A 19,336-nucleotide genomic window follows, 5' to 3' on the forward strand; every position below is an offset into this window, starting at 1 on the left:
GCACTAAGCATGCCGCAGTTAAATGCTGTCATTTAACGCCCGCGCACATGCGATAAACTAAAAAATCCAGAGCGCTTGCGGTGGCTGCAATCAAATACAACATGCTCCGGCACTTCAAACGTCTTAAAGACTTGTTTCCTCTTTAGAATAAAAACCGGTCATGGTCATCCAAAATTTATGATACTGAATTAGTGATACAGCATGTATTGTCATATCTGATCTATAAAATGCTTTTGCTTCTGTTGTCCTGACTGCGCGTCTGACTTGACAAGAGTCTCCGGACAAGTTTCATGGCTGAATCAAATTTAATTGACCGGAGAATCCCGATGTCGATGCGTACTGTCTTTGCAGGCCTGATATTGTCTGCTGCGCTTTCACTGTCTGTTCAAACTTCTATAGCCCAAGCTACTACGGCACAGACTGCTCAAAACGGAACAAGGACGATTGAAACAACGCAAAACGGTGATTATCCCGGTTTTGATCTGCGCACAGTGAAGGATGTCGGCCTTGACCAGTGTGAGAATATTTGTCTGAAAGATGAGGAATGCCGTGCTTTCACCTATAATGTGAAAGCAAAATGGTGTTTCCTGAAATCCGATTATAATCAGCTCAATGCTTTTGAAGGCGCAGTAGCGGGTAAAGTGTTGGATGCTGCCGCTGCGGAAGCGGAACTGCCCGCGCCTGCACCGATTACCTTTGTTCCGGCCAGTGTTTTGGATGAGGCACGCACCTATCGCAATAAGCTGAACAGCGGCGAAAAGCCTGCCGGTGATGTCAGCAAATTGCTGCGCGCTGCCCAAAGAAATTACGAATCCGGCAGTGTTTCTTCATCAGTGATTGATTTTGCCAGTATTGTGCCTGCTGCAAAAGAAAACAGTGCTGTCTGGATGGGATTGAGCCGCGCGACGCTTGGTTCTGCACAAAGCAATGATGCCAATTGGCAGATCAAACGCGCTGCCACATCTTCGGCTATTATTGCCTATCAGCTCAGCCGTACGGTTTCCGACCGTGCTGAAGCTTTGAGCAATCTGGCCAAGGCGCTGGAGTTGCGCGATAATTTCCGCCCTGCTATCGACAGTTATAAAGCCAGCCTTGCGCTGCAAAATTCGGCTGCGGTCAGTGCCGCTTATGAAGACCTGCGTATGCGTAAAGGTTTCCGCGTGGTCGATCATACGGTGGACAGCGACAGCGCCAATCCGCGTGTTTGTATCCAGCTTTCAGAAACGCTGATGAAAAGCGGCATTGATTACGCTTCTTTCGTGACTGTTGATGATGCAAGCCCGAAAGGTCTGGAAGCCAAAGAAAAGCAAATCTGTATTGAAGGTTTGCAGCACGGTAAAAATTACCGCATCGGTATCCGCTCCGGTTTGCCTGCCGCGATCGGTGAAATGATTGAAACACCGGTTGCGCTTAATATCTATGTGCGTGACCGTGCACCGACTGTACGTTTCAACGGCGATGCTTTTGTGCTGCCAAGCACCATGCGCCGCGGTATTCCTGTTGTCAGCATCAATGTCAAAACCATTGATCTGGAAGTTTATCGTGTGGGGGAGCGTGCTCTTACCCAGTCGATGGATGGTATCAGTTTCTTCGGTCAGCTTGACGGCTATGCCACATCGCAGATTGTCAGCTCGCTGGGTGAAAAAGTTTATACCGGCAAACTGGATGTTGAGAGTGAGCTGAACAAAGAAATCGTCTCATCCTTCCCCGTGGATGAAGCGCTGCCGAAGCGTAAGCCCGGCATCTATATTATGACAGCCAAGGCTGAGGGTGACCGTTCGGAATATTGGTCATCGCAGGCGACACAGTGGTTTCTGGTGTCGGATACCGGTCTTGCAACTTTTGCCGGTGAAGATGGTCTGAATGTTTTCGCCCGTTCCCTTGCAACAGCCAAGCCGCTGAGCGGCGTTGAACTGCAATTGCTGGCGGCGAATAATGAAGTTCTGGGGACTGCAACAACGGATGGTGATGGTCGTGCGACTTTCACCGCCGGTTTGATGCGCGGCACAGCAGCGATGGCGCCTGCCATTCTGACCGCACGCTCCAAGGGCAATGGCGATGAGGAAGATTATGTTTTCCTCGATATGAAACGTGCCGGTTTTGACCTCTCGGATCGCGGTGTAACCGGTCGTCCTGCACCGGGTGCGCTGGATGTTTACGGCTGGACCGAGCGCGGTATTTATCGCACCGGTGAAACCGTTCATGCCGCTGCGCTGGTGCGTGACGGCTCAGCGAAGGCTGTAGAAAATCTGCCGCTGACATTCTCTTTCCTGCGTCCTGATGGTGTGGAAGACCGTGCGATTGTCAGCACCTCACAGGCTGCCGGTGGTCATGCTGTGGAATTGCCGCTGGCAAACAACGCCATGCGCGGTACATGGACATTGCGTATTTTAAGCGATCCGAAAGCCACCCCGCTCTCAGAAAAGCAGTTTCTGGTTGAGGATTTTGTGCCTGACCGCACAGAATTCGACCTGACTTCAGATGTGAAGGAAATTCAAGCCGGTGATGCGGCTGTGGTTAAAGTGGACGGCCGTTATCTTTATGGTGCACCAGCGGCCGGTCTGACACTGGAAGGCGAAGTCAATATTCGCCCGACACGGACATGGGATCTGTTTCCGAAATATGTTTTCGGTCTGGCCGATGAGGATCAGCCGGAAGATACACGTATTACGCTGGATGATCTGCCGGAACTGGATGAACAGGGCAAGGCCGAAATTCCGGTGCTGCTGAATGATCTGCCCGCGACAACGCAGCGTTTGAATGCGGATATCGTTGTGCGTATGCGTGAAGGTGGCGGCCGTGCGGTTGAGCGTAAGCTGACTTTGCCGGTTGCATCCGACAGCGCCATGATCGGTATCAAGCCGGAATTTGACGGCGACAGCCTGCCGGAAAACAGCAATGCGCAGTTCTCGGTGATTGTCAGCGATGCTGATGGCAAGCGCGTTACTGAGGAAGGGCTGGAATGGACGCTGGTTAAAGTCGAGCGCCAGTATCAGTGGTATCGCAGCGGCAGCTCATGGAACTATGAGCCGGTGAGCTATACGAAGAAAGTCGCCGACGGCACTGTTTCTGCCGATGAGCAGACTGCAGGCAGCATTCAGGTGCCTGTGGAATGGGGACGTTATCGTCTTGAGATCGCGACCTCTGACCCTGACGGCCCGCAGACCAGCATTGAATTTGATGCCGGCTGGTATGTTGAAGCACGCTCGACTGAAACACCGGACGGTCTGGAAGTTGCGCTTGATAAAGACATTTATAAAGACGGCGAAACCGCAAAGCTGAAAGTCTCTCCGCGTTTTGCCGGTGAGCTGCTGGTCACTGTCGGCGCTGACAGTCTGCTGATGACCAAAACCGTTTCGGTTCCTGCTGAGGGTGCGGAAGTTGAAATTCCGGTCAGCGGTGAGTGGGGTGCCGGTGCTTATATTACCGCAAGCCTCTATCGTCCGGGCGAAGCTCAGGAAACCCGTATGCCTGCCCGCGCCATCGGTATCCGCTGGCTGGCTGTTGATCCTGCAGAGCGCAAGCTTTCAGTGCGGATTGAAGCGCCGGAGAAAATCGAACCGCGTCAGGCACTGACTATACCGGTTTCAATCGGCGGTCTGAAATCCGGCGATCAGGCTTATGTCATGATCTCGGCTGTGGATGTGGGTATTCTTAACCTGACCAATCACAAACCGGCCGATCCGGCTGGCTGGTATTTCGGTCAGCGTCAGCTCGGTCTCGAAATCCGCGATCTTTACGGTCGACTGATTGACGGTTCGCTCGGCACGATGGGTCGTCTGCGCACCGGTGGTGACGGCGCGCAAATGGCCGCTGAAGGCTCGCCGCCAACCGAAAAACTGGTGGCATTCTTTGCCGGTCCTGTTGAGGTTGGTGCCGATGGCAAAGCCAATGTCAGCTTTGATATTCCGCAGTTTAACGGTACTGCGCGGATCAGCGCCGTAGCCTGGACAAAGACGGCTGTCGGTAATGCGCAGTCGGATGTCATCATCCGTGATCCGGTGGTTATCACTGCCGCTCTGCCAAAATTCATGGCACCGGACGATCAGGCACAGTTGCGTCTTGATATTGCCAATACGGATGGCCCTGCCGGAAATTACACTGTGAGTGTGGCCAGTTCCGGTTTGGTTTCTGTGCCGCAGGAACAGGCACCGGCATCGGTGACATTGGCACAGGGCGAAAAGAAATATCTGACACTGCCGCTGAAAGCGGAACGTGCAGGAACTGAAGAACTGACGGTACAGCTGACCCATGAAAGCGGTCTGAGTATTTCGCAGGATCTGATCCTGCCGGTGCGTGCATCGTCTTTGCCGGAAACGACCCGCAAGGAAGTAACACTGGCTGCGGTTAACGGTTCTCTTGTTATCAATAAAGAACTGCTTGCCGGTCAGCGTATGGACGGCGCTTCAGTCAGCATCAATGTTTCCAATGCATCCGGCTTTGATATTCCGGGCTTGCTGACATCGCTTGACCGTTATCCTTACGGCTGTACCGAACAGACAACCAGCCGTGCCTTGCCATTGCTCTATATGAGCGAACTGGCCAAGCAGGCCGGTATGCCGATGCAGGACAGTGAAGAAGAACTGCACAAGCGCATTCAGGAAGCCATTTACAAAGTTCTGAATAATCAGTCCTCTTCCGGCAGTTTCGGTCTCTGGTCGCCGGATAGCGGTGATCTGTGGCTTGATGCCTATGTGACAGATTTCCTGACCCGCGCCCGCGAGCAGAAGTTTGATGTGCCGCAGCAGCCGATGATTTCGGCACTGGATAATCTGCAAAATGCACTGTCTTACGATGTTTCGATCAAGGATAACGGCAATTCGATAGCCTATGCTTTCTATGTATTGTCGCGTAACCGCCGTGCATCCATTGCCGATCTGCGCTACTACGCGGATACCCGTCTGGATGAGTTTGAAACGCCGCTGGCACGTGCTCAGCTCGGTGCAAGCCTTGCCCTTTATGGTGACGGTGCACGCTCCGAAAAGGCTTTTGCTTCGGCGTTCCGTCTTGCCAATAAAGGCAATATTTCCTGGGCGCGTTCGGATTACGGTTCGCACCTGCGAGACGGTGCAGCCATTCTGGCTCTTGCCGCAGAAAGCCGTCCGGTACCAAGCATTGTACCGGAACTGGTGAAAGTGGTTGGCGGTCTGAGCAATGAAACACGTTATACCAGCACGCAAGAACAGGCATGGTTGTTGCTGGCTGCCAAGGGGCTGAAGGATGAAGATGCCAATCTGACCTTGCTGCTCAATGGTGAGGCCCGTCAGGGTGCATTGTCTGAGCGTCTGACTGGCGAACAGCTTGAAGCCGCGCCGGTAACTGTGGGCAATACCGGTGACAGGCCGGTGACTGCGGTGATTACAACTGTTGCGGCACCGGTGGAAGCACCACCGGCAGGTGGTGACGGTTTCAGCATTGGCCGCAGCTATTACACGCTCGACGGTGAAGAGATCAGTGTTTCTGAAGCGAAACAGAATGAGCGCTATGTGGTTGTTCTGAAAGTAGCTGAATCGAATAACTGGGCTTCCCGTGTGCTGATAACGGATTTGCTGCCTGCCGGATTTGAAATTGATAATCCTCGCGTTGTGAACAGTGCGGATCTGAGCAATTTCGGCTGGCTCGGTGACACGACCGTTGCTCATAGCGAATTCCGCAGTGACCGTTTTGTTGCGGCATTCAACAGCAGCGGCGGCAATGCCCGTGAATATACGGTTGCCTATATTGTGCGGGCGGTGACACCGGGTACCTATGCGCATCCGGCACCGTTTGTGGAAGATATGTATCGTCCGCAATATTTTGCCCGTGGTGCAGCCGCTATGATGCAGGTGCAGCCTGCCAATTAAGCAGCGGTAACAGAGTAATGAAAAAGCCCCGCCTGATTGTTTCAGGCGGGGCTTTTTGTTTTTTATCGTGTCAGAAAACGGATGATGAAATCGGCAAAGCGACTATAGGGCGGGTGCAGATAATCAGTCGCCGCGGGATTATATTTTCGTAAGATCGGCATGGCTTTGGAGAAAGTTTTGAAACCTTCCTCACCGTGATAATGCCCCATGCCGCTCATGCCCACGCCGCCGAATGGCAGGTCTGCACAGGCAAACTGATAGAGCGTGTCATTAATACACACACTGCCTGCCACAATATGTGTAAGCGTAGTCTCAATGGTCTCATTACTGTTGCTGAAACAATAGAATGCCAGCGGCCGGTCGCGGCTGGTGATAAAACCAATGGCCTCATCATAGGTGCGGTAGGTTTTCACCGGCAGCAACGGACCGAATATCTCTTCCTGCATAATGGTGCTGTTATCATCCGGATTGATAATCAGCATCGGTGGCAGAATATGATATTCTCCGGCTCTCTGTATATCGCTCAATGTCAGAAGCGGAATGGTCTTATGACCACGGATACTGGCATCATCCAGCAAATGGGTGAGGCGTTTATACTGACCTTCATTGATAATGGCTGTGTAATCCGGCTGCCGGTCGAGCCCCGTATAACGACGGGCGGTCTGGCTTTTGCATTCCGTAATAAAAGCTTCCAGCATATCTTCCGGCAGCAGCACATAATCCGGCGCGATGCAGGTTTGTCCGGCATTGAAGAGTTTACCTGTCAGGATGCGGCTGACACTTTTAACAAGATCGGCATCGGGTGCGATCAATGCAGGCGATTTACCGCCGAGTTCCAGAGTGACCGGTGTGAGATTTCGGGCAGCTGCGGCCATGACTTTTTTACCGACCGCGCCGGAACCGGTGAAAAACAAGTGGTCAAAGGGCAGGGCAGAAAATGCTGCGGCAATGTCCGCACCACCCTGAGCGATGCACACACGTTCTGGCGGGAATATTTCCTGCAACAGGCGGCTGAGATAGGCATTGGTATGCGGCGTATGTTCTGAAGGTTTCAGATAGATATGATTACCCGCCGCAAGTGCAGAAACCAGCGGCGTCAGGGAGAGGTTTACCGGATAGTTCCACGGGGACATGATGCCAACCACGCCCAGCGGCACATGTCGTATTTCTGCTCTCGCAGGCCAGAACTGCCATCCGGCTTTGCACCTTTGCGGCTTCATCCATTTTCTGAGATGGCGCAGACAGAAGTCAATTTCCTTGAGCACAATCACGGCTTCGGCCATCATGCTTTCATGGGTGGAGCGATGCCCGAAATCGCGCGATATTGCTTCGGCCATTTGCGGCAGGCTGGCTTTGAAAGCTGTGCGCAACCGCAACAAATCTTCACGGCGCTGCCGCTCATCAGGGCGGTTTTTCAGCCATGCTTCACGCAAAATCGCAAAATTCGTGCTCAATTGCTCAGTCATTTGTGTCCCTTAAAACAGAACGGGCAAAGCACCATTGCGCTGCGTAATAGGTGCCGAGTACCCAGACCGGATTCAGCGGAATATCAAAACGAAAACGCCCGTAAGCCAGAATACTATCACTGATAACAAAGAAGATGCCGCCAAAAGCCGCAATCTTGGCCGCCTGTTTTGTGCTGCGGTCGGCGATTGTCATGTTGATAGCGCGGTTGAGTGCCAGTGCAGCCATCAGCGCCAGTGCCACTGCATAAATAGCGACCGGAATATGCATGCCATCAGGCAGGCTGTTCCACAGACCGGAAATAATCAATAATGCAATGGCTGCAAAGCCGATAAAGACAGCGGGTTTGAACGCAGCATGATCGGACAGTAATGCATAAATATAGGCGCAATGGGTGAGCAGAAAGCAAATTAGCCCGGCCATAAAATAATCCTGCGGCAGCATGAGGAAGAAATCACCGCCAATGGCAAAGGCCAGCCCGAGCGCAATAGCATTGCGATAATGGCGGGATGCAGGATGCTTAATCTGCAAAGTCAGAAACAGCAGGAAAGCCGTAGCCGTCGGCTTGGTCAGATAATGCAGCCAGCGCCATTCAGGGCTGAGTGAGCTGCCAAGCAATGCGCCCGCAATTGCTGCTGTAGCGAGTAAAATATAGATCACTGTTGCAGCATGATGATTATTGATTGTCTGTGATGTGTTTCCGACCGCCATGCATTGTCTCCCCCTTTACACAGCCTGTTCAGAGCATAATTCCTTAACACTGGATCAGTTGAAGGTAAAATTATGCTCTAATTTTAAAGTGTTAGAGCGACCTTTGTGTGCCAAATCCGGTACACGGCGCTCTAATTGACCTGAACGTAAACTGTTGTTTGAGGCAGAGTAGCGCAAATCTGCATTGCTGCAATCACAATTACAGTTATGGCATTGTGATGTTGAGAGGAGGGGGCGGTGTTATCGGACTTCGGGCGCGTCCGGTTGTGTGCCATAGGCCGCGAAGAACATATTCACTGCGGATTCCACATTATAGCGGATTTGCTCTGCTGTCGGTGCCTCTTCCATATAAGCGAACAGCCGCTGGCGATATATGCCTGCGAGAAACAGTTCTGCCAGCTGATAGGCGGCATGCTGCACGTCCGGCACACGGATAATGTCTTGCTCGGCCAGCTTTTCAATATAGGCCTTCAGCACCATCAAGCCGCGCCGCGGGCCGCGCTCATAGAAGCGCACACCCATTTCCGGTTTCCGCTCTGTAACACCGAGAATAGTGCGCTGGGCGCTGATAACCATATCCGATGTGACAAGCGTCACGAGCGCCACACCATAGGTAATCAGGCTCTCTTTGCTGGATAGGGTATCGCCGTTAATTGCACCGATCTGCGAAAATAAAACGCTGCGATGTTGCTCGCAAAGCGTTTCAAACAATTCGTCTTTGCTCTCGAAATAAACATAGATTGTGCTTTTGGACACACCGGCTTCACGGGTGATGTCATTCATACTCGCAGCATCAAACCCCATGCGCAGAAATACATTTTGCGCACCGTCCAGAATTTTCTGACGCTTTGCCGGATCTTGTCCGGCGCCGTGACGGCCATTCTGTGCCTGTTTGGTGTCTGTCATATCTGTGTGTTTCCGCTTATGTGCCGACGATAAAAATCATCAATTCGAACCGATCAGTGCGATTTCAATTGATATGCCGTCTCTCTTGCTTTATGTCAACATCGAACCGATCGGTTTGAAGGGTTGTGCAGCACCTGTCAGAAGGACAGAAACAGGCATATTTCTCAGTCTGGTTTCGGTTCTTTTTGAAATTCTTCTTACCGGAATAATAAGCATTCCAGCAAAAGTGGATAACGGTTTTGCGTCAGGAAATGCGTAAAAACAAATAGATAGAGCATTTCCTCTGACCCAGTCAAAAATGGAAATGCTCTAAATTCAATAAAGTTTATTGGCAGTACGGCCTGTTTTACTCAGAAAGTTGCCCCCGCTATGTCCGCTCTCAAGCCCGTTGCGAAACCAGCTCAGTCGAATCATTCCTCGCCCGATCAGGACAACACTCAGAGTGTTGCTCCGGTTGATTTCAAGCGAGCGGCGCAGAATGATGACAACAGAATGCCGGACGATCCGCTGCGCGCTGAGCAGTCCCAACCCTTCAGCGAACAGACGACAGCACCGGAAACATCAAAGCCTGCATCGGGTAAACCATCGCGCAAGCGTAAAATCCTGAGTGTTCTGCTGCTCGCGGCATTGGCCGGTGGCGCATGGTATGGCTATGACTGGTGGACGACAGGCCGCTTTATGGTCTCGACTGATGATGCCTATATTCACGGGGATATTATGGCAATGTCGCCGAAAGTGACCGGCTATATTGATGATGTGCTGGTGAGTGCCAACAGCCATGTTAAAGCCGGTGATGCTATTTTCCAGCTCGATCAGGGTGATTACCAGATTGCTTTGAATGAGAAAATCGCGGCATTGGCCAGCCAGCAGAAAACGCTGGCACGGATTGAGGCACAGACTGTTGCGGCAGAAGCCAGCCTCACACAGGTGCGCGCCTCTCAGCAATCTTCGGCAGCCGGTCTGACCAATGCGCAGGCAACCATGGAGCGGATCACCAAGCTGCATGACACGCGTTTTGTTTCGCAGTCGGAGCTTGACCGCGCAACAACGGCTCTGGCGCAGGCACAGGCGGCGGATGCCAATGCACAGGCGCAGATTGCAGCGGCTCAGGCCAATATCGGTGTTTTGAAAGCGCAATATCAGGAAGCTGAGAGCCAGACCCGCAGTCTTGAACTGGCGCGCGACAAAGCGCAGCGTGATCTGTCCTTCACCACATTGCGTGCGCCTTTTGATGGTGTTGTCGGCAATCTGACCGGTAAAAAAGGTGATCTGGTCAGTGCAGGGCAGCGTATTGCCGCGCTGGTGCCGGTCAATGCGCTCTATATTGATGCGAATTTTAAAGAAACCCAGCTGAAAAATCTGCATGGCGGCGAGACGGTGCATTTCACCGTTGATGCACTGGGCGGAGAGACATTTGAAGGCAAAGTCGCATCGCTGTCACCGGCCTCCGGCTCTGTGTTCTCCCTGCTGCCGCCGGAAAATGCCACGGGCAATTTCACCAAGGTTGTTCAGCGTGTTCCGGTGCGCATTGCCATTCCTGAAGCGGCTCTGGCGACCGGTAAACTACGCGCTGGCCTGAGTGTTGTTGTGGATGTGGATACCCGCACAGCACCGCAAAACACTCCGGCTGCACAATAAAAGTATTCAGCCATGGCTGTATCAACCACCATGCAGGCAGTGCCTGCCGCTGAAGAAAAAATTGATCCGAAAAAAGCCTTTGCCTTTCTGGCCATGGTCTTCGGTATGTTTATGGCCATTCTGGATATCCAGATTGTGTCGGCCTCGCTGGCTGAAATTCAGGCGGGACTGGGTGCCAGTTCCGATGAAATTTCATGGGTGCAGACCTCCTATCTGATTGCCGAAGTGGTGATGATCCCGCTTTCCGGCTTCCTTGGTCGTCTGCTGTCGACCCGTGTGCTGTTCACTGTTTCGGCGGCGGGTTTTACCGCTGCCAGTGTGCTCTGTGCGACCGCGACCAATATTGAGCAGATGATCGTCTACCGTGCCATTCAGGGTTTTATCGGCGGCGGTATGATCCCGAGTGTGTTTGCGGCGGCTTTCACAATTTTCCCGCCGTCCAAGCGTTCCATCGTCTCTCCGATTGTCGGGCTGGTGGCAACACTGGCGCCGACTGTGGGGCCGACAATCGGCGGTTATCTTTCGCACGCATTTTCATGGCACTGGCTGTTTCTGGTCAATGTCGGGCCCGGAATTCTGGTGGCAATTGCTGCATGGAACCTGATCGACTTTGACAAGGGTGATAAATCCCTGCTGGCTAAATTCGACTGGTGGGGACTGGCTGGTATGGCGGCATTTCTCGGCTCGCTGGAATATGTGCTGGAAGAAGGGCCGCGCAATGACTGGTTTCAGGACAGCCATATTGTGATTATGACCATTGTGCTCGTGGCCGGTGCGCTGATGTTCTTTTACAGGGCATTCACGGCGGAAGAGCCGATTGTTGATCTCTCGGCCTTCAGGAATATGAATTTTGCGCTTGGCTCCAGCTTCTCATTCATCATGGGGGTAGGGCTTTACGGGCTGACTTATCTTTATCCGCTCTATCTCGGCAGTATCCGCGGTTATGATGCGCTGATGATCGGTGAGGCGCTGTTTGTCAGTGGTCTGGCGATGTTTATGACAGCGCCACTGGCAGGTTTTCTCTCCACACGGATGGATCCGCGCCTGATGATGATGATCGGCTTTATCGGCTTTGCCGCCGGTACCTATCTGATGACGGGGCTGACAGCGGACTGGGACTTCTACGAATTGCTATTGCCGCAGATTCTGCGTGGTTGCTCGATGATGCTGTGTATGGTGCCGATCAACAATCTGGCGCTTGGTACATTGCATCCATCCCATATTAAAAACGCTTCCGGCCTGTTTAATCTGATGCGTAATCTGGGTGGTGCGATTGGTCTGGCGGTGATTAATACGATGCTGATGCGGCGCGGTGATCTGCATTATGCGCAATTGTCGGAGCATCTGAATTGGGGCAACCGCGAAGCGCAGGAAATGCTGGCCAATCTGACTGCTAAATTTAATGCGGCGGGTATGGATGGTGCCAATATTGCATTGATGAAACTCTCCGGCATGGTGCGCCAGCAGGCAACGCTGATGTCTTTCATCGACGTGTTTATGATCCTGACCGTGTTGTTTGTCTCACTGGCGTTTTTTGCCACGATGATGAAGAAGCCCGGTGATGTGCCGAAAGACGCGGCAGGTCATTAAAGTGTATCAGTTCAAATAAAAACGGCGGGATTTCCCGCCGTTTTTTTGATTATTCTGCCGCTTGTATTTTCGGGGATGACCGCCCGCTGTCCTGACGCATCAGATAGAGCGACGCGCCGACAATCAGCAGTGCACCCGGCCAGAAATTGATACTTGGGGTGGCCGCAAAAACGATCCAGCCGAGAATAACATTCAGCGGTAGTTTCAGATCATCAAAGGGCTGCAGATAGACAGCATCTGCCACGGAATAGGCGGCGATCTGGAAATATTGCGCCATGGCGGTCAGAACGCCGATGGTGAGCAGGATTGACCAGATTTCCATGGATGGCGATGCGATCTCCGGAAAGCCGACACCTGATGCAGCCCAGAGTGCCGCGTTAATCGGTGTGAGCAGGATCAGCATATACATGGAGATACTGGCTGTTGTTTCAAAACGGGTCAGATATTTGGTCATCACCGAATAGCCTGCCCACAGTGCTGCGGCCAGAATTGGCAGCAGGGAGTAGACTGTATAGGTGTCAGACCAGGGAGCAATGATAATCAATGCGCCGATGAAGCCTGCCAGAGTCGTGAGCAGGCGTGTCTGTGTTACAGCCTCGCGCAGGAACAATCTTGCACAGAGAATAACAAAAAATGGCGAGGTCATGGACAGTGCAATCACCTGCCAGATCGGCACATGGGTGAGGGCGAAAATCCATACCTGCACACCGGCGGCAGCCAGCGCCACGCGAATAATATGCAGCCCGAGATGATTGGTGCGCAGTGCCTGTGCGCCTTCGCGGATCAGCAGCGGCAAGGTCAGTACAAGGGCGATGACATATTGCCAGAAAGCAATAATAACCGAAGGGATACCGGTGCGTGTGCCTGCCCATTGGGTGGCGACATTGACGCCCGCATAAGCTGCTCCGGCTGCCAGCATGAGCGCTGCACCACGGACGGTTGGTTTTAATGTTTGAACAGAGGCAATTGGGCTCAACGTTTTCTTCCTGTCTCGTAAGCCGTTACCCCAGGGATTGGGAAATGCTACGGGAAGAAAATTACACAATGGCGGCAAAAAACGCCGCGCATGATGCCATTTCAGCCCCGCTCTCTCTCATCCGGACTATGACCGTCGGCTTCGGAATTGCACCGAATCTGCTGTCCTTAACCGACATATTTTGTCTCTGACGGCTTGCAAATGTCGTTTTTCTACGCTTTCCGGTGCTCATATACTCAAAGTACACTCCGCTCCGGTTCTCGAGAAAACACCATTTTCAGCACGCCATAACCAAAATCTGAGCCTGCAAAATGATGATATAGATCATGCCGGCATCATTCGATTAAGCGCTCGCGGGCTTCAGACTTCCGCCTGTTACCGCCGGTGGGGAATTACACCCCGCCCTGAGAACGATTAAAATTATTATGAGCAAAGCGCCGGACAGTTCCGGTTCTTGCTGCATGAGCCGAATTTATGGTGCGGGCAGGGATAAATCAAGTCGCATAACCGGCAACGCTGTGTCCTGAAAACACTGTTTAATATCTTGCGATATATCCGGCGAAAAATAATGTGAAAATGACGGTCATTGACCCGTGTTTCAGTCTTTTATGACCTGCGAAATCACTTTTAAGAGACTTCATCATGCGCTTATGCAGTTAAATCTGCTGCTTTGAATCGCATTATGACTGTTATTTCAGTGATTTTGACTGCCTTTTGTGTCATTTCCGGCAAATGTTCGGGTGGAAGCCTGCGCTTTTTTGACGGAGACATAGAGGCAGGGAGCAGAGCAGCATGTATTACGATAAAGTACAAAAAAATAAAATCACGCAAAAACCGTGGTTTTTGGGCGTATTCGCCCTTGTTACCTTCATTTTTATGGTCTGGAAGAACTGGCATCTGACAGGCGCAGCCGATGCTGCCGCTACGGGTTTGGCCGGATTATTGCAGACATCGGGCGGCATAATTGCGGTTGCAGCCGTCACTTCGCTGGTTCTGACGCTGATTATCAATCTTGTCGGTAAATTGCCGATGCAGATACAGACGATCGTTGTCTGGCTGGCATTGCTCTCTGCTGCTCTGTATTTCTTCTACAGCTTTGATCTGTCTTACACTTTTATCCTGTCGAAGCTGCCATTCCTGATTACGCAGGGCGTATTCACCACCGTTTATATCTCGGCGATTTCCATTGCGATTGCTTTTGTATTGGCGATTGTCGGTGCGGTTGCCAAACTTTCACAGAACGGTTTTGCGGTTGCTATCGCCTCATTTTACACCTCATTTTTCCGCGGCGTGCCGCTGCTGATCCAGATCTATCTGATTTATCTGGGTATTCCGCAGCTTGGTTATGTGATTGATGCGGTACCCGCCGGTGTGCTTGCCCTGTCGCTCTGCTACGGCGCTTATATGACCGAGATTTTCCGCGGCGGGATCATGTCCATTCCGCGTGGCCAGTGGGAAGCTGCCCGTGCCCTTGGTCTGCGTCCGTTCACCACTATGCGCAAAGTAATCATGCCGCAGGCGATGAAACTGATCATCCCGCCGACAGGAAACCAGTTCATTGCGATGCTGAAAGATTCATCACTTGTCTCGGTGATTGGTGTCTGGGAGCTGATGTTCCTTGCCCGTACGCAGGGTCGTGAAGAATTCCGCCATCTGGAAATGCTGATCACTGCTGCTCTGCTGTACTGGATTTTGTCGATTATTCTCGAACGCTGTCAGGCTGTGCTGGAAAATCGCATGAAGCGTCAGGAACGCTGATGAATACGGGCGGTCAGCCGTTCTGACCACAACTATCTATTGTTGTTCGCATAGCGTTTATTCCGGTGAGGTTACTCGAATAGCACTATGCTCTGGGGAGGAAACCATATGAAGAATGCAATTTTATCCGCCGCCGTTGCAGCACTGGCACTGACTGTCAGCCTGCCTGCTTTTGCCGGTGAAACGCTGGATCGCGTGACCAGCAAAAAAGAACTGGTTGTGGCAACTGCCGCGAACTGGCCGCCGCAGTCTTTCATGAAAGACGACAAGCTGGTGGGTTTCGACATTGATGTTGCAACCGAAGTTGCCAAGCGTCTGGGTGCGACTGCCCGTTTTGTGACACCGGAATGGGGCATTATCACTGCCGGTCACTGGAATGGCCGCTGGGATATTTCTGTAGGTTCCATGACCCCGACATCAGGCCGCGCCCGCGTGCTCGATTTCCCGATTGTTTATTATTACACGCCTTATGTTTTCACTGTGCACAAAGATTCCAAGGCTGAAAAGCGTGCAGATCTGAACGGCAAGACCATTGGTGTTGAAGGCGGCACAACCACCGAAGATTATATCAATGGCAGCCTGAAGATTGATGCCGTTGGTGTGCCGGAATTCAAATATGACGTGAAGCCGGGCGATATTAAAACCTATGGCGACAGCGTAGGTCCGCTGGATGATCTGCGTCTTGGTGACGGCACCCGTCTTGATGCGACAGTCTCCGCTATGCCAACCGTGGAAAATGCGGTGAAGCGCGGTTATCCGATCCGTGCGCTGGCTGATGAGCCGGCATTCTACGAGCCGCTGGCTGTTGCCGTTGACAAGGGTGATCCTGAATTTTCAGCTAAGGTTAAAGAGATCTTTGAACAGCTGAAAACAGACGGCACAATGTCTGACTTGTCCGTAAAGTGGTACGGCGTGGATTATACCAAGCTTAAATAATCAGTCTGTTTATGCATGCCGGTTTCTGGACTTCCCCCGTAGTCAGAAACCGGTATTGTCTTTTACAAACTGAAACGCATTTTCTGTAAGAAGCAGTATCATTATGAGTTCATATCCGGCTACCTATTACAGCGCCACCCGCGTTGCTTCATCTTCTGCCTATGAAAGCTTGCAGCAAAATTTGCAGGCCGATGTTTGTATTGTCGGCGGCGGGCTTGCCGGTCTGACAACCGCATGGGAATTGCTGAAGCGCAATAAATCCGTGATCGTGATTGAAGCGAATAAAGTGAGCTGGGGTGCGTCGGGGCGCAATGGCGGCTTCTGTCTGAACGGCTGGGCTGAAGGCTTGGGCGCGATTGAAAAACGCAGCGGCTTTGAGGATGCAAAAAAGCTGTTTGCCATGTCGGTTGAAGGCGTGGAAATTGTCCGTGAAAATATTGAGCAGAATAATCTGCCCGATTGCAATATTGTCAAAGGCAAGCTCAGCGTTGTGCGCTATGAGGCTGCGGACCAGATGCAGCGCTACCGTGATCGCATGGCGCAGCATTTCAATTATGAATATGAGTATCTGGACACTGCTGCCGTTCGTCAGAAGCTGAATACGCCGATTTATAAACAGGCACTGCGTGACAGTACCGGCTTTCATTTTCATCCGCTGAATTATGCACTGGGGCTGGCTGATCTGATCCGCGCCAAAGGCGGCCGGATTTTTGAAGACAGTGCGATGCAGTCCTTCACCCGTAACCCACAGGCCGGTGCCACAGGACGTTATACGGTGAAAACCGCACAAGGTTCTGTGCAATGCGATGATGTGGTGTTGTGCTGTGGTGGTTATGGCGGTTCCCAGTTTGGCAAGCTGCGCCGTTCATTCCTGCCGATTGCCACTTATGTTGTACTGACTGAAAAGCTGGGCAGCCGTTTACAGGATTTCATTCGCACTACAGATGCGGTTGGCGATGACCGTCGCTCATCCGATTATTATCGTGTGGTGGAAGGGGACCGCATTCTCTGGGGCGGGCGCATTACCACTAAGAATGAGCAGGATGAGACACGTCTCGCTGCAATTCTGCGCAAGGATATGTGCGATGTGTTTGCCGGTCTGAAAGATGTGAAAATCGAAAAGGCATGGTCGGGTCTGATGGGCTATTCGCGCCATAAAATGCCTCACATTGCCAAAGTTGAAGATGGTGTATGGGCATGCAGCTCTTTCGGCGGTCACGGTATGAATACGACCGCTATCGGCGGACGTGTTGTGGCTGAAGCCGTGAGTGGCGAAAGCGACCGTATCCGTCTGTTCAAACCTTATGGTCTGACATGGAATGGCGGTATTTTCGGCCCGCTGGCTGCTGAAAGCGTCTACTATTATCTGCGCCTGATGGATTACTTTCAGGAAGGTCGCTATAAGGGCGCGCATCGTTAAGACACGGAATGACGACTATGCAAATGACCGATAAGGATAAGCAGTTACTGGCGTTGATGCAGAAAAACGCCCGTGAATCTGTGGCGTCTCTGGCGCGCCAGCTTGGCGTATCCCGCACGGCTTTGCAGGAGCGTATCCAGCGGCTGGAAACCAACGGGATTATTGACGGTTATTCGGTGCGCCTCGGTTCGAATGTGAACCGCTCACCGATCCAGTGCTTTACCTTTGCGGCACTGAACAACAAGAATTTTCCTGATGTTATCAAACAGCTGAAAACACTGACAGCGGTACAGGCTGTACATTCGATCTCCGGTGACTGGGATCTGATTATTCACATCTGCACGGATACGCTGGAAAAGCTCAATGCCGAGATCAACAAGATCAATGAAATGATGGGTATTGTCCGCACTACATCGAATATTGTGATGGAAACCAAATTCAATCGCGGTGTTAATTTGTAAAAAAGGCGGGAAGACCCGCCTTTTTTATTTGCAGATTTAATGACTGATCATCCATGGGCGGGCGGAAGGAAAACTCTTCGCGCCGTTTGCCGAGACTTTTGCCTTGGATTTCTTGGATTTTGATCCGCAGCAGCCGCAATTCGGTCCGTGTCCTAATGATTTTGAACTGATCGGTTCATGAGAACTGCGTTCATTCACCGCCATTGCATTGCGCTTATTTGCATTCATTGATGCAAGATTGGGCGCTGTCAGCATGACGCGTTTGGCGGACGTCTCACAGTCCGGACAAGCGCAGGGCTGATCATATTCCGACATCGGACGCAGAGCTGTGAATGGCCCGCATTCTTCGCAGGCATATTCATAAACCGGCATGTTTCACCTCAAAGATCATAGGCAATCGGCATATCAATGGAGCCGTCGAGGAACTTCTTCGGTCCTGCTGCCGACGGGCTGATATCGAAATCGAAGATTTCGGTTGGCAGCCACAAAGTTGCACAGGAGTTCGGAATATCCACCACGCCGGAGAAATGTCCCTGCACCGGAGCAGAACCGAGGATCGAGTAGGCCTGCGCACCGGAATAGCCAAATTTCTTCAGATATTCGATGGCATTGAGGCAAGCCTGACGATAGGCGACATTGGCATCGAGATAATGCTGATGACCCTGTTCATCGACAGAAATACCCTGAAAGATCAGATAGTCTTTATAATTAGGCACCATCGGCGATGGTTTGAAGACCGGATTGCGAATGCCGTATTTTGCCATGCCGTCTTTGATCAAATCGACTTTGATATGCAGCCAGCCACCGGCCATTTCGATGGCACCGCAGAAGGTGATTTCGCCGTCGCCCTGACTGAAGTGGAGGTCGCCCATAGAGAGACCGGCACCGTCAACATAGACAGGGAAATAGATTTTCGAACCACGCGACAGGTCTTTAATATCGCAATTGCCGCCATGTTCGCGTGGCGGAACAGTGCGTGCGCCTTCCGCTGCGATCTTGTCGAAGGCTTCACCCTTCTTGATCGAGCCAAGATGAGCTGTGCGGGCATGGGGCGGATTCGCCAGTGGCGGAACGCGGTTTGGTTCCTGAGCGATCAGGCCAAGCTCACGGGTGTTCCACATTTCCAGCATTTTACGGTCAGGCAGCGTACCGATCAGACCGGGATGGATCATACCGGCAAAGCTGACACCCGGAACGTGACGGGAGCGGGTAAACATGCCCTCATAATGCCAGATGGATTTCTGTGCGCTCGGGAAATGATCGGTCAGGAAGCCGCCGCCATTGGTCTTGGAGAAGAAGCCGTTAAAGCCCCATTCATGCCCCTTGAGCGTACCTGCATCGAGAATATCGACCACGAGAAGATCGCCGGGTTTGGCACCTTTGATACCGATAGGGCCGGAGAGAAAATGCACCGTTGTCAGATCGACATCGCGGATATCTTCAGCGGAATCATTGTTCTTGATCGCACCGCCGGTCCAGTCGACAGTCTCGACGAGGAAGTCATCGCCGGGGTCGACCCAGACATTGATCGGAATATCCGGATGCCAGCGATTATGCAGGTTATCATTGTCATAAGCGGACTGTGAAAGATCAACGGAAATCAGAGTCTCAGGCATGGTCTCTCCTCTTTACA

General features: G+C 52.1%; 13 protein-coding genes. 7 read left to right on the top strand and 6 right to left on the bottom strand.

All coding sequences use genetic code 11. From position 1 onward, the window contains the following. The first annotated feature begins 326 nt into the window (after window positions 1–326). Window positions 327–5,843: an alpha-2-macroglobulin family protein gene (locus tag JNC80_RS15045; RefSeq protein ID WP_376710759.1), complete on the top strand. Its 5,517-nt coding sequence runs from the start codon at window positions 327–329 to the stop codon at window positions 5,841–5,843. A gap of 62 nt (window positions 5,844–5,905) precedes the next feature. Here the strand turns inward: JNC80_RS15045 and JNC80_RS15050 are convergent, their stop codons facing one another. The 3 genes from JNC80_RS15050 to JNC80_RS15060 all read right to left on the bottom strand — a co-directional run bounded on the left by JNC80_RS15050 (window position 5,906) and on the right by JNC80_RS15060 (window position 8,924). Next, window positions 5,906–7,309 carry a coniferyl aldehyde dehydrogenase gene (locus tag JNC80_RS15050; protein ID WP_376710760.1) on the bottom strand — a complete coding sequence of 468 codons (1,404 nt, stop codon included), beginning with the start codon at window positions 7,307–7,309 and terminating at the stop codon, window positions 5,906–5,908. Next, on the bottom strand, window positions 7,302–8,018 hold the full coding sequence (locus JNC80_RS15055; RefSeq protein ID WP_075657012.1) for a lysoplasmalogenase: 717 nt from the start codon (window positions 8,016–8,018) through the stop codon (window positions 7,302–7,304). Before JNC80_RS15055 ends, JNC80_RS15050 begins: the two co-directional genes overlap by 8 nt. Before the next feature lie 240 nt (window positions 8,019–8,258). Continuing rightward, window positions 8,259–8,924 (bottom strand): TetR/AcrR family transcriptional regulator, encoded by a 666-nt coding sequence (locus JNC80_RS15060; protein WP_376710761.1) that lies wholly within the window; start codon window positions 8,922–8,924, stop codon window positions 8,259–8,261. Between the two features lie 492 nt (window positions 8,925–9,416). Between JNC80_RS15060 and JNC80_RS15065 the strand changes: the two genes are divergently transcribed. Further along, entirely contained in the window at window positions 9,417–10,562 is a 1,146-nt protein-coding gene (locus tag JNC80_RS15065) for an HlyD family secretion protein (RefSeq protein WP_376710762.1), read from the top strand. Between the two features lie 12 nt (window positions 10,563–10,574). Continuing rightward, window positions 10,575–12,152 (top strand): DHA2 family efflux MFS transporter permease subunit, encoded by a 1,578-nt coding sequence (locus JNC80_RS15070; RefSeq protein WP_225685118.1) that lies wholly within the window; start codon window positions 10,575–10,577, stop codon window positions 12,150–12,152. 49 nt (window positions 12,153–12,201) lie between these two features. On the opposite strand, the gene JNC80_RS15075 is transcribed toward JNC80_RS15070, so the two are convergent. Then, window positions 12,202–13,128 (bottom strand): DMT family transporter, encoded by a 927-nt coding sequence (locus tag JNC80_RS15075; RefSeq protein WP_255618271.1) that lies wholly within the window; start codon window positions 13,126–13,128, stop codon window positions 12,202–12,204. A 792-nt stretch (window positions 13,129–13,920) separates the two neighbouring features. Between JNC80_RS15075 and JNC80_RS15080 the strand changes: the two genes are divergently transcribed. The 4 genes from JNC80_RS15080 to JNC80_RS15095 all read left to right on the top strand — a co-directional run bounded on the left by JNC80_RS15080 (window position 13,921) and on the right by JNC80_RS15095 (window position 17,703). Beyond that, window positions 13,921–14,886 carry an amino acid ABC transporter permease gene (locus JNC80_RS15080; RefSeq protein WP_376710763.1) on the top strand — a complete coding sequence of 322 codons (966 nt, stop codon included), beginning with the start codon at window positions 13,921–13,923 and terminating at the stop codon, window positions 14,884–14,886. Window positions 14,887–14,994: 108 nt separating this feature from the next. Beyond that, window positions 14,995–15,822 (top strand): transporter substrate-binding domain-containing protein, encoded by an 828-nt coding sequence (locus tag JNC80_RS15085; RefSeq protein WP_022712548.1) that lies wholly within the window; start codon window positions 14,995–14,997, stop codon window positions 15,820–15,822. A gap of 103 nt (window positions 15,823–15,925) precedes the next feature. Further along, on the top strand, window positions 15,926–17,242 hold the full coding sequence (locus JNC80_RS15090) for an NAD(P)/FAD-dependent oxidoreductase (RefSeq protein ID WP_151160073.1): 1,317 nt from the start codon (window positions 15,926–15,928) through the stop codon (window positions 17,240–17,242). Window positions 17,243–17,259: 17 nt separating this feature from the next. Continuing rightward, complete coding sequence (locus JNC80_RS15095; RefSeq protein ID WP_022712550.1) at window positions 17,260–17,703, top strand: Lrp/AsnC family transcriptional regulator; 444 nt, start codon at window positions 17,260–17,262, stop codon at window positions 17,701–17,703. Window positions 17,704–17,739: 36 nt separating this feature from the next. Here JNC80_RS15095 and JNC80_RS15100 read toward each other — a convergent pair whose 3' ends face one another. Then, window positions 17,740–18,075: an FmdB family zinc ribbon protein gene (locus JNC80_RS15100; RefSeq protein ID WP_122010252.1), complete on the bottom strand. Its 336-nt coding sequence runs from the start codon at window positions 18,073–18,075 to the stop codon at window positions 17,740–17,742. Between the two features lie 8 nt (window positions 18,076–18,083). Then, a complete protein-coding gene (gene fmdA / locus JNC80_RS15105; protein ID WP_376710764.1) occupies window positions 18,084–19,319 on the bottom strand; it encodes a formamidase in 1,236 nt (411 codons plus the stop codon). Window positions 19,320–19,336: the final 17 nt, after the last annotated feature.

Origin of the sequence: Pseudochrobactrum lubricantis, assembly GCF_041929865.1 — a bacterium.
Classification (GTDB): Bacteria; Pseudomonadota; Alphaproteobacteria; order Rhizobiales; family Rhizobiaceae; genus Pseudochrobactrum; species Pseudochrobactrum saccharolyticum.

Coding starts and splice junctions, on each gene's coding strand:
- JNC80_RS15045 (WP_376710759.1), top strand. CDS start 327: ATGTCGATGCGTACTGTCTTTGCAGGCCTGATATTGTCTGCTGCGCTT.
- JNC80_RS15050 (WP_376710760.1), bottom strand. CDS start 7,309: ATGACTGAGCAATTGAGCACGAATTTTGCGATTTTGCGTGAAGCATGG.
- JNC80_RS15055 (WP_075657012.1), bottom strand. CDS start 8,018: ATGGCGGTCGGAAACACATCACAGACAATCAATAATCATCATGCTGCA.
- JNC80_RS15060 (WP_376710761.1), bottom strand. CDS start 8,924: ATGACAGACACCAAACAGGCACAGAATGGCCGTCACGGCGCCGGACAA.
- JNC80_RS15065 (WP_376710762.1), top strand. CDS start 9,417: ATGCCGGACGATCCGCTGCGCGCTGAGCAGTCCCAACCCTTCAGCGAA.
- JNC80_RS15070 (WP_225685118.1), top strand. CDS start 10,575: ATGGCTGTATCAACCACCATGCAGGCAGTGCCTGCCGCTGAAGAAAAA.
- JNC80_RS15080 (WP_376710763.1), top strand. CDS start 13,921: ATGTATTACGATAAAGTACAAAAAAATAAAATCACGCAAAAACCGTGG.
- JNC80_RS15085 (WP_022712548.1), top strand. CDS start 14,995: ATGAAGAATGCAATTTTATCCGCCGCCGTTGCAGCACTGGCACTGACT.
- JNC80_RS15090 (WP_151160073.1), top strand. CDS start 15,926: ATGAGTTCATATCCGGCTACCTATTACAGCGCCACCCGCGTTGCTTCA.
- JNC80_RS15095 (WP_022712550.1), top strand. CDS start 17,260: ATGCAAATGACCGATAAGGATAAGCAGTTACTGGCGTTGATGCAGAAA.
- JNC80_RS15100 (WP_122010252.1), bottom strand. CDS start 18,075: ATGCCGGTTTATGAATATGCCTGCGAAGAATGCGGGCCATTCACAGCT.
- fmdA (WP_376710764.1), bottom strand. CDS start 19,319: ATGCCTGAGACTCTGATTTCCGTTGATCTTTCACAGTCCGCTTATGAC.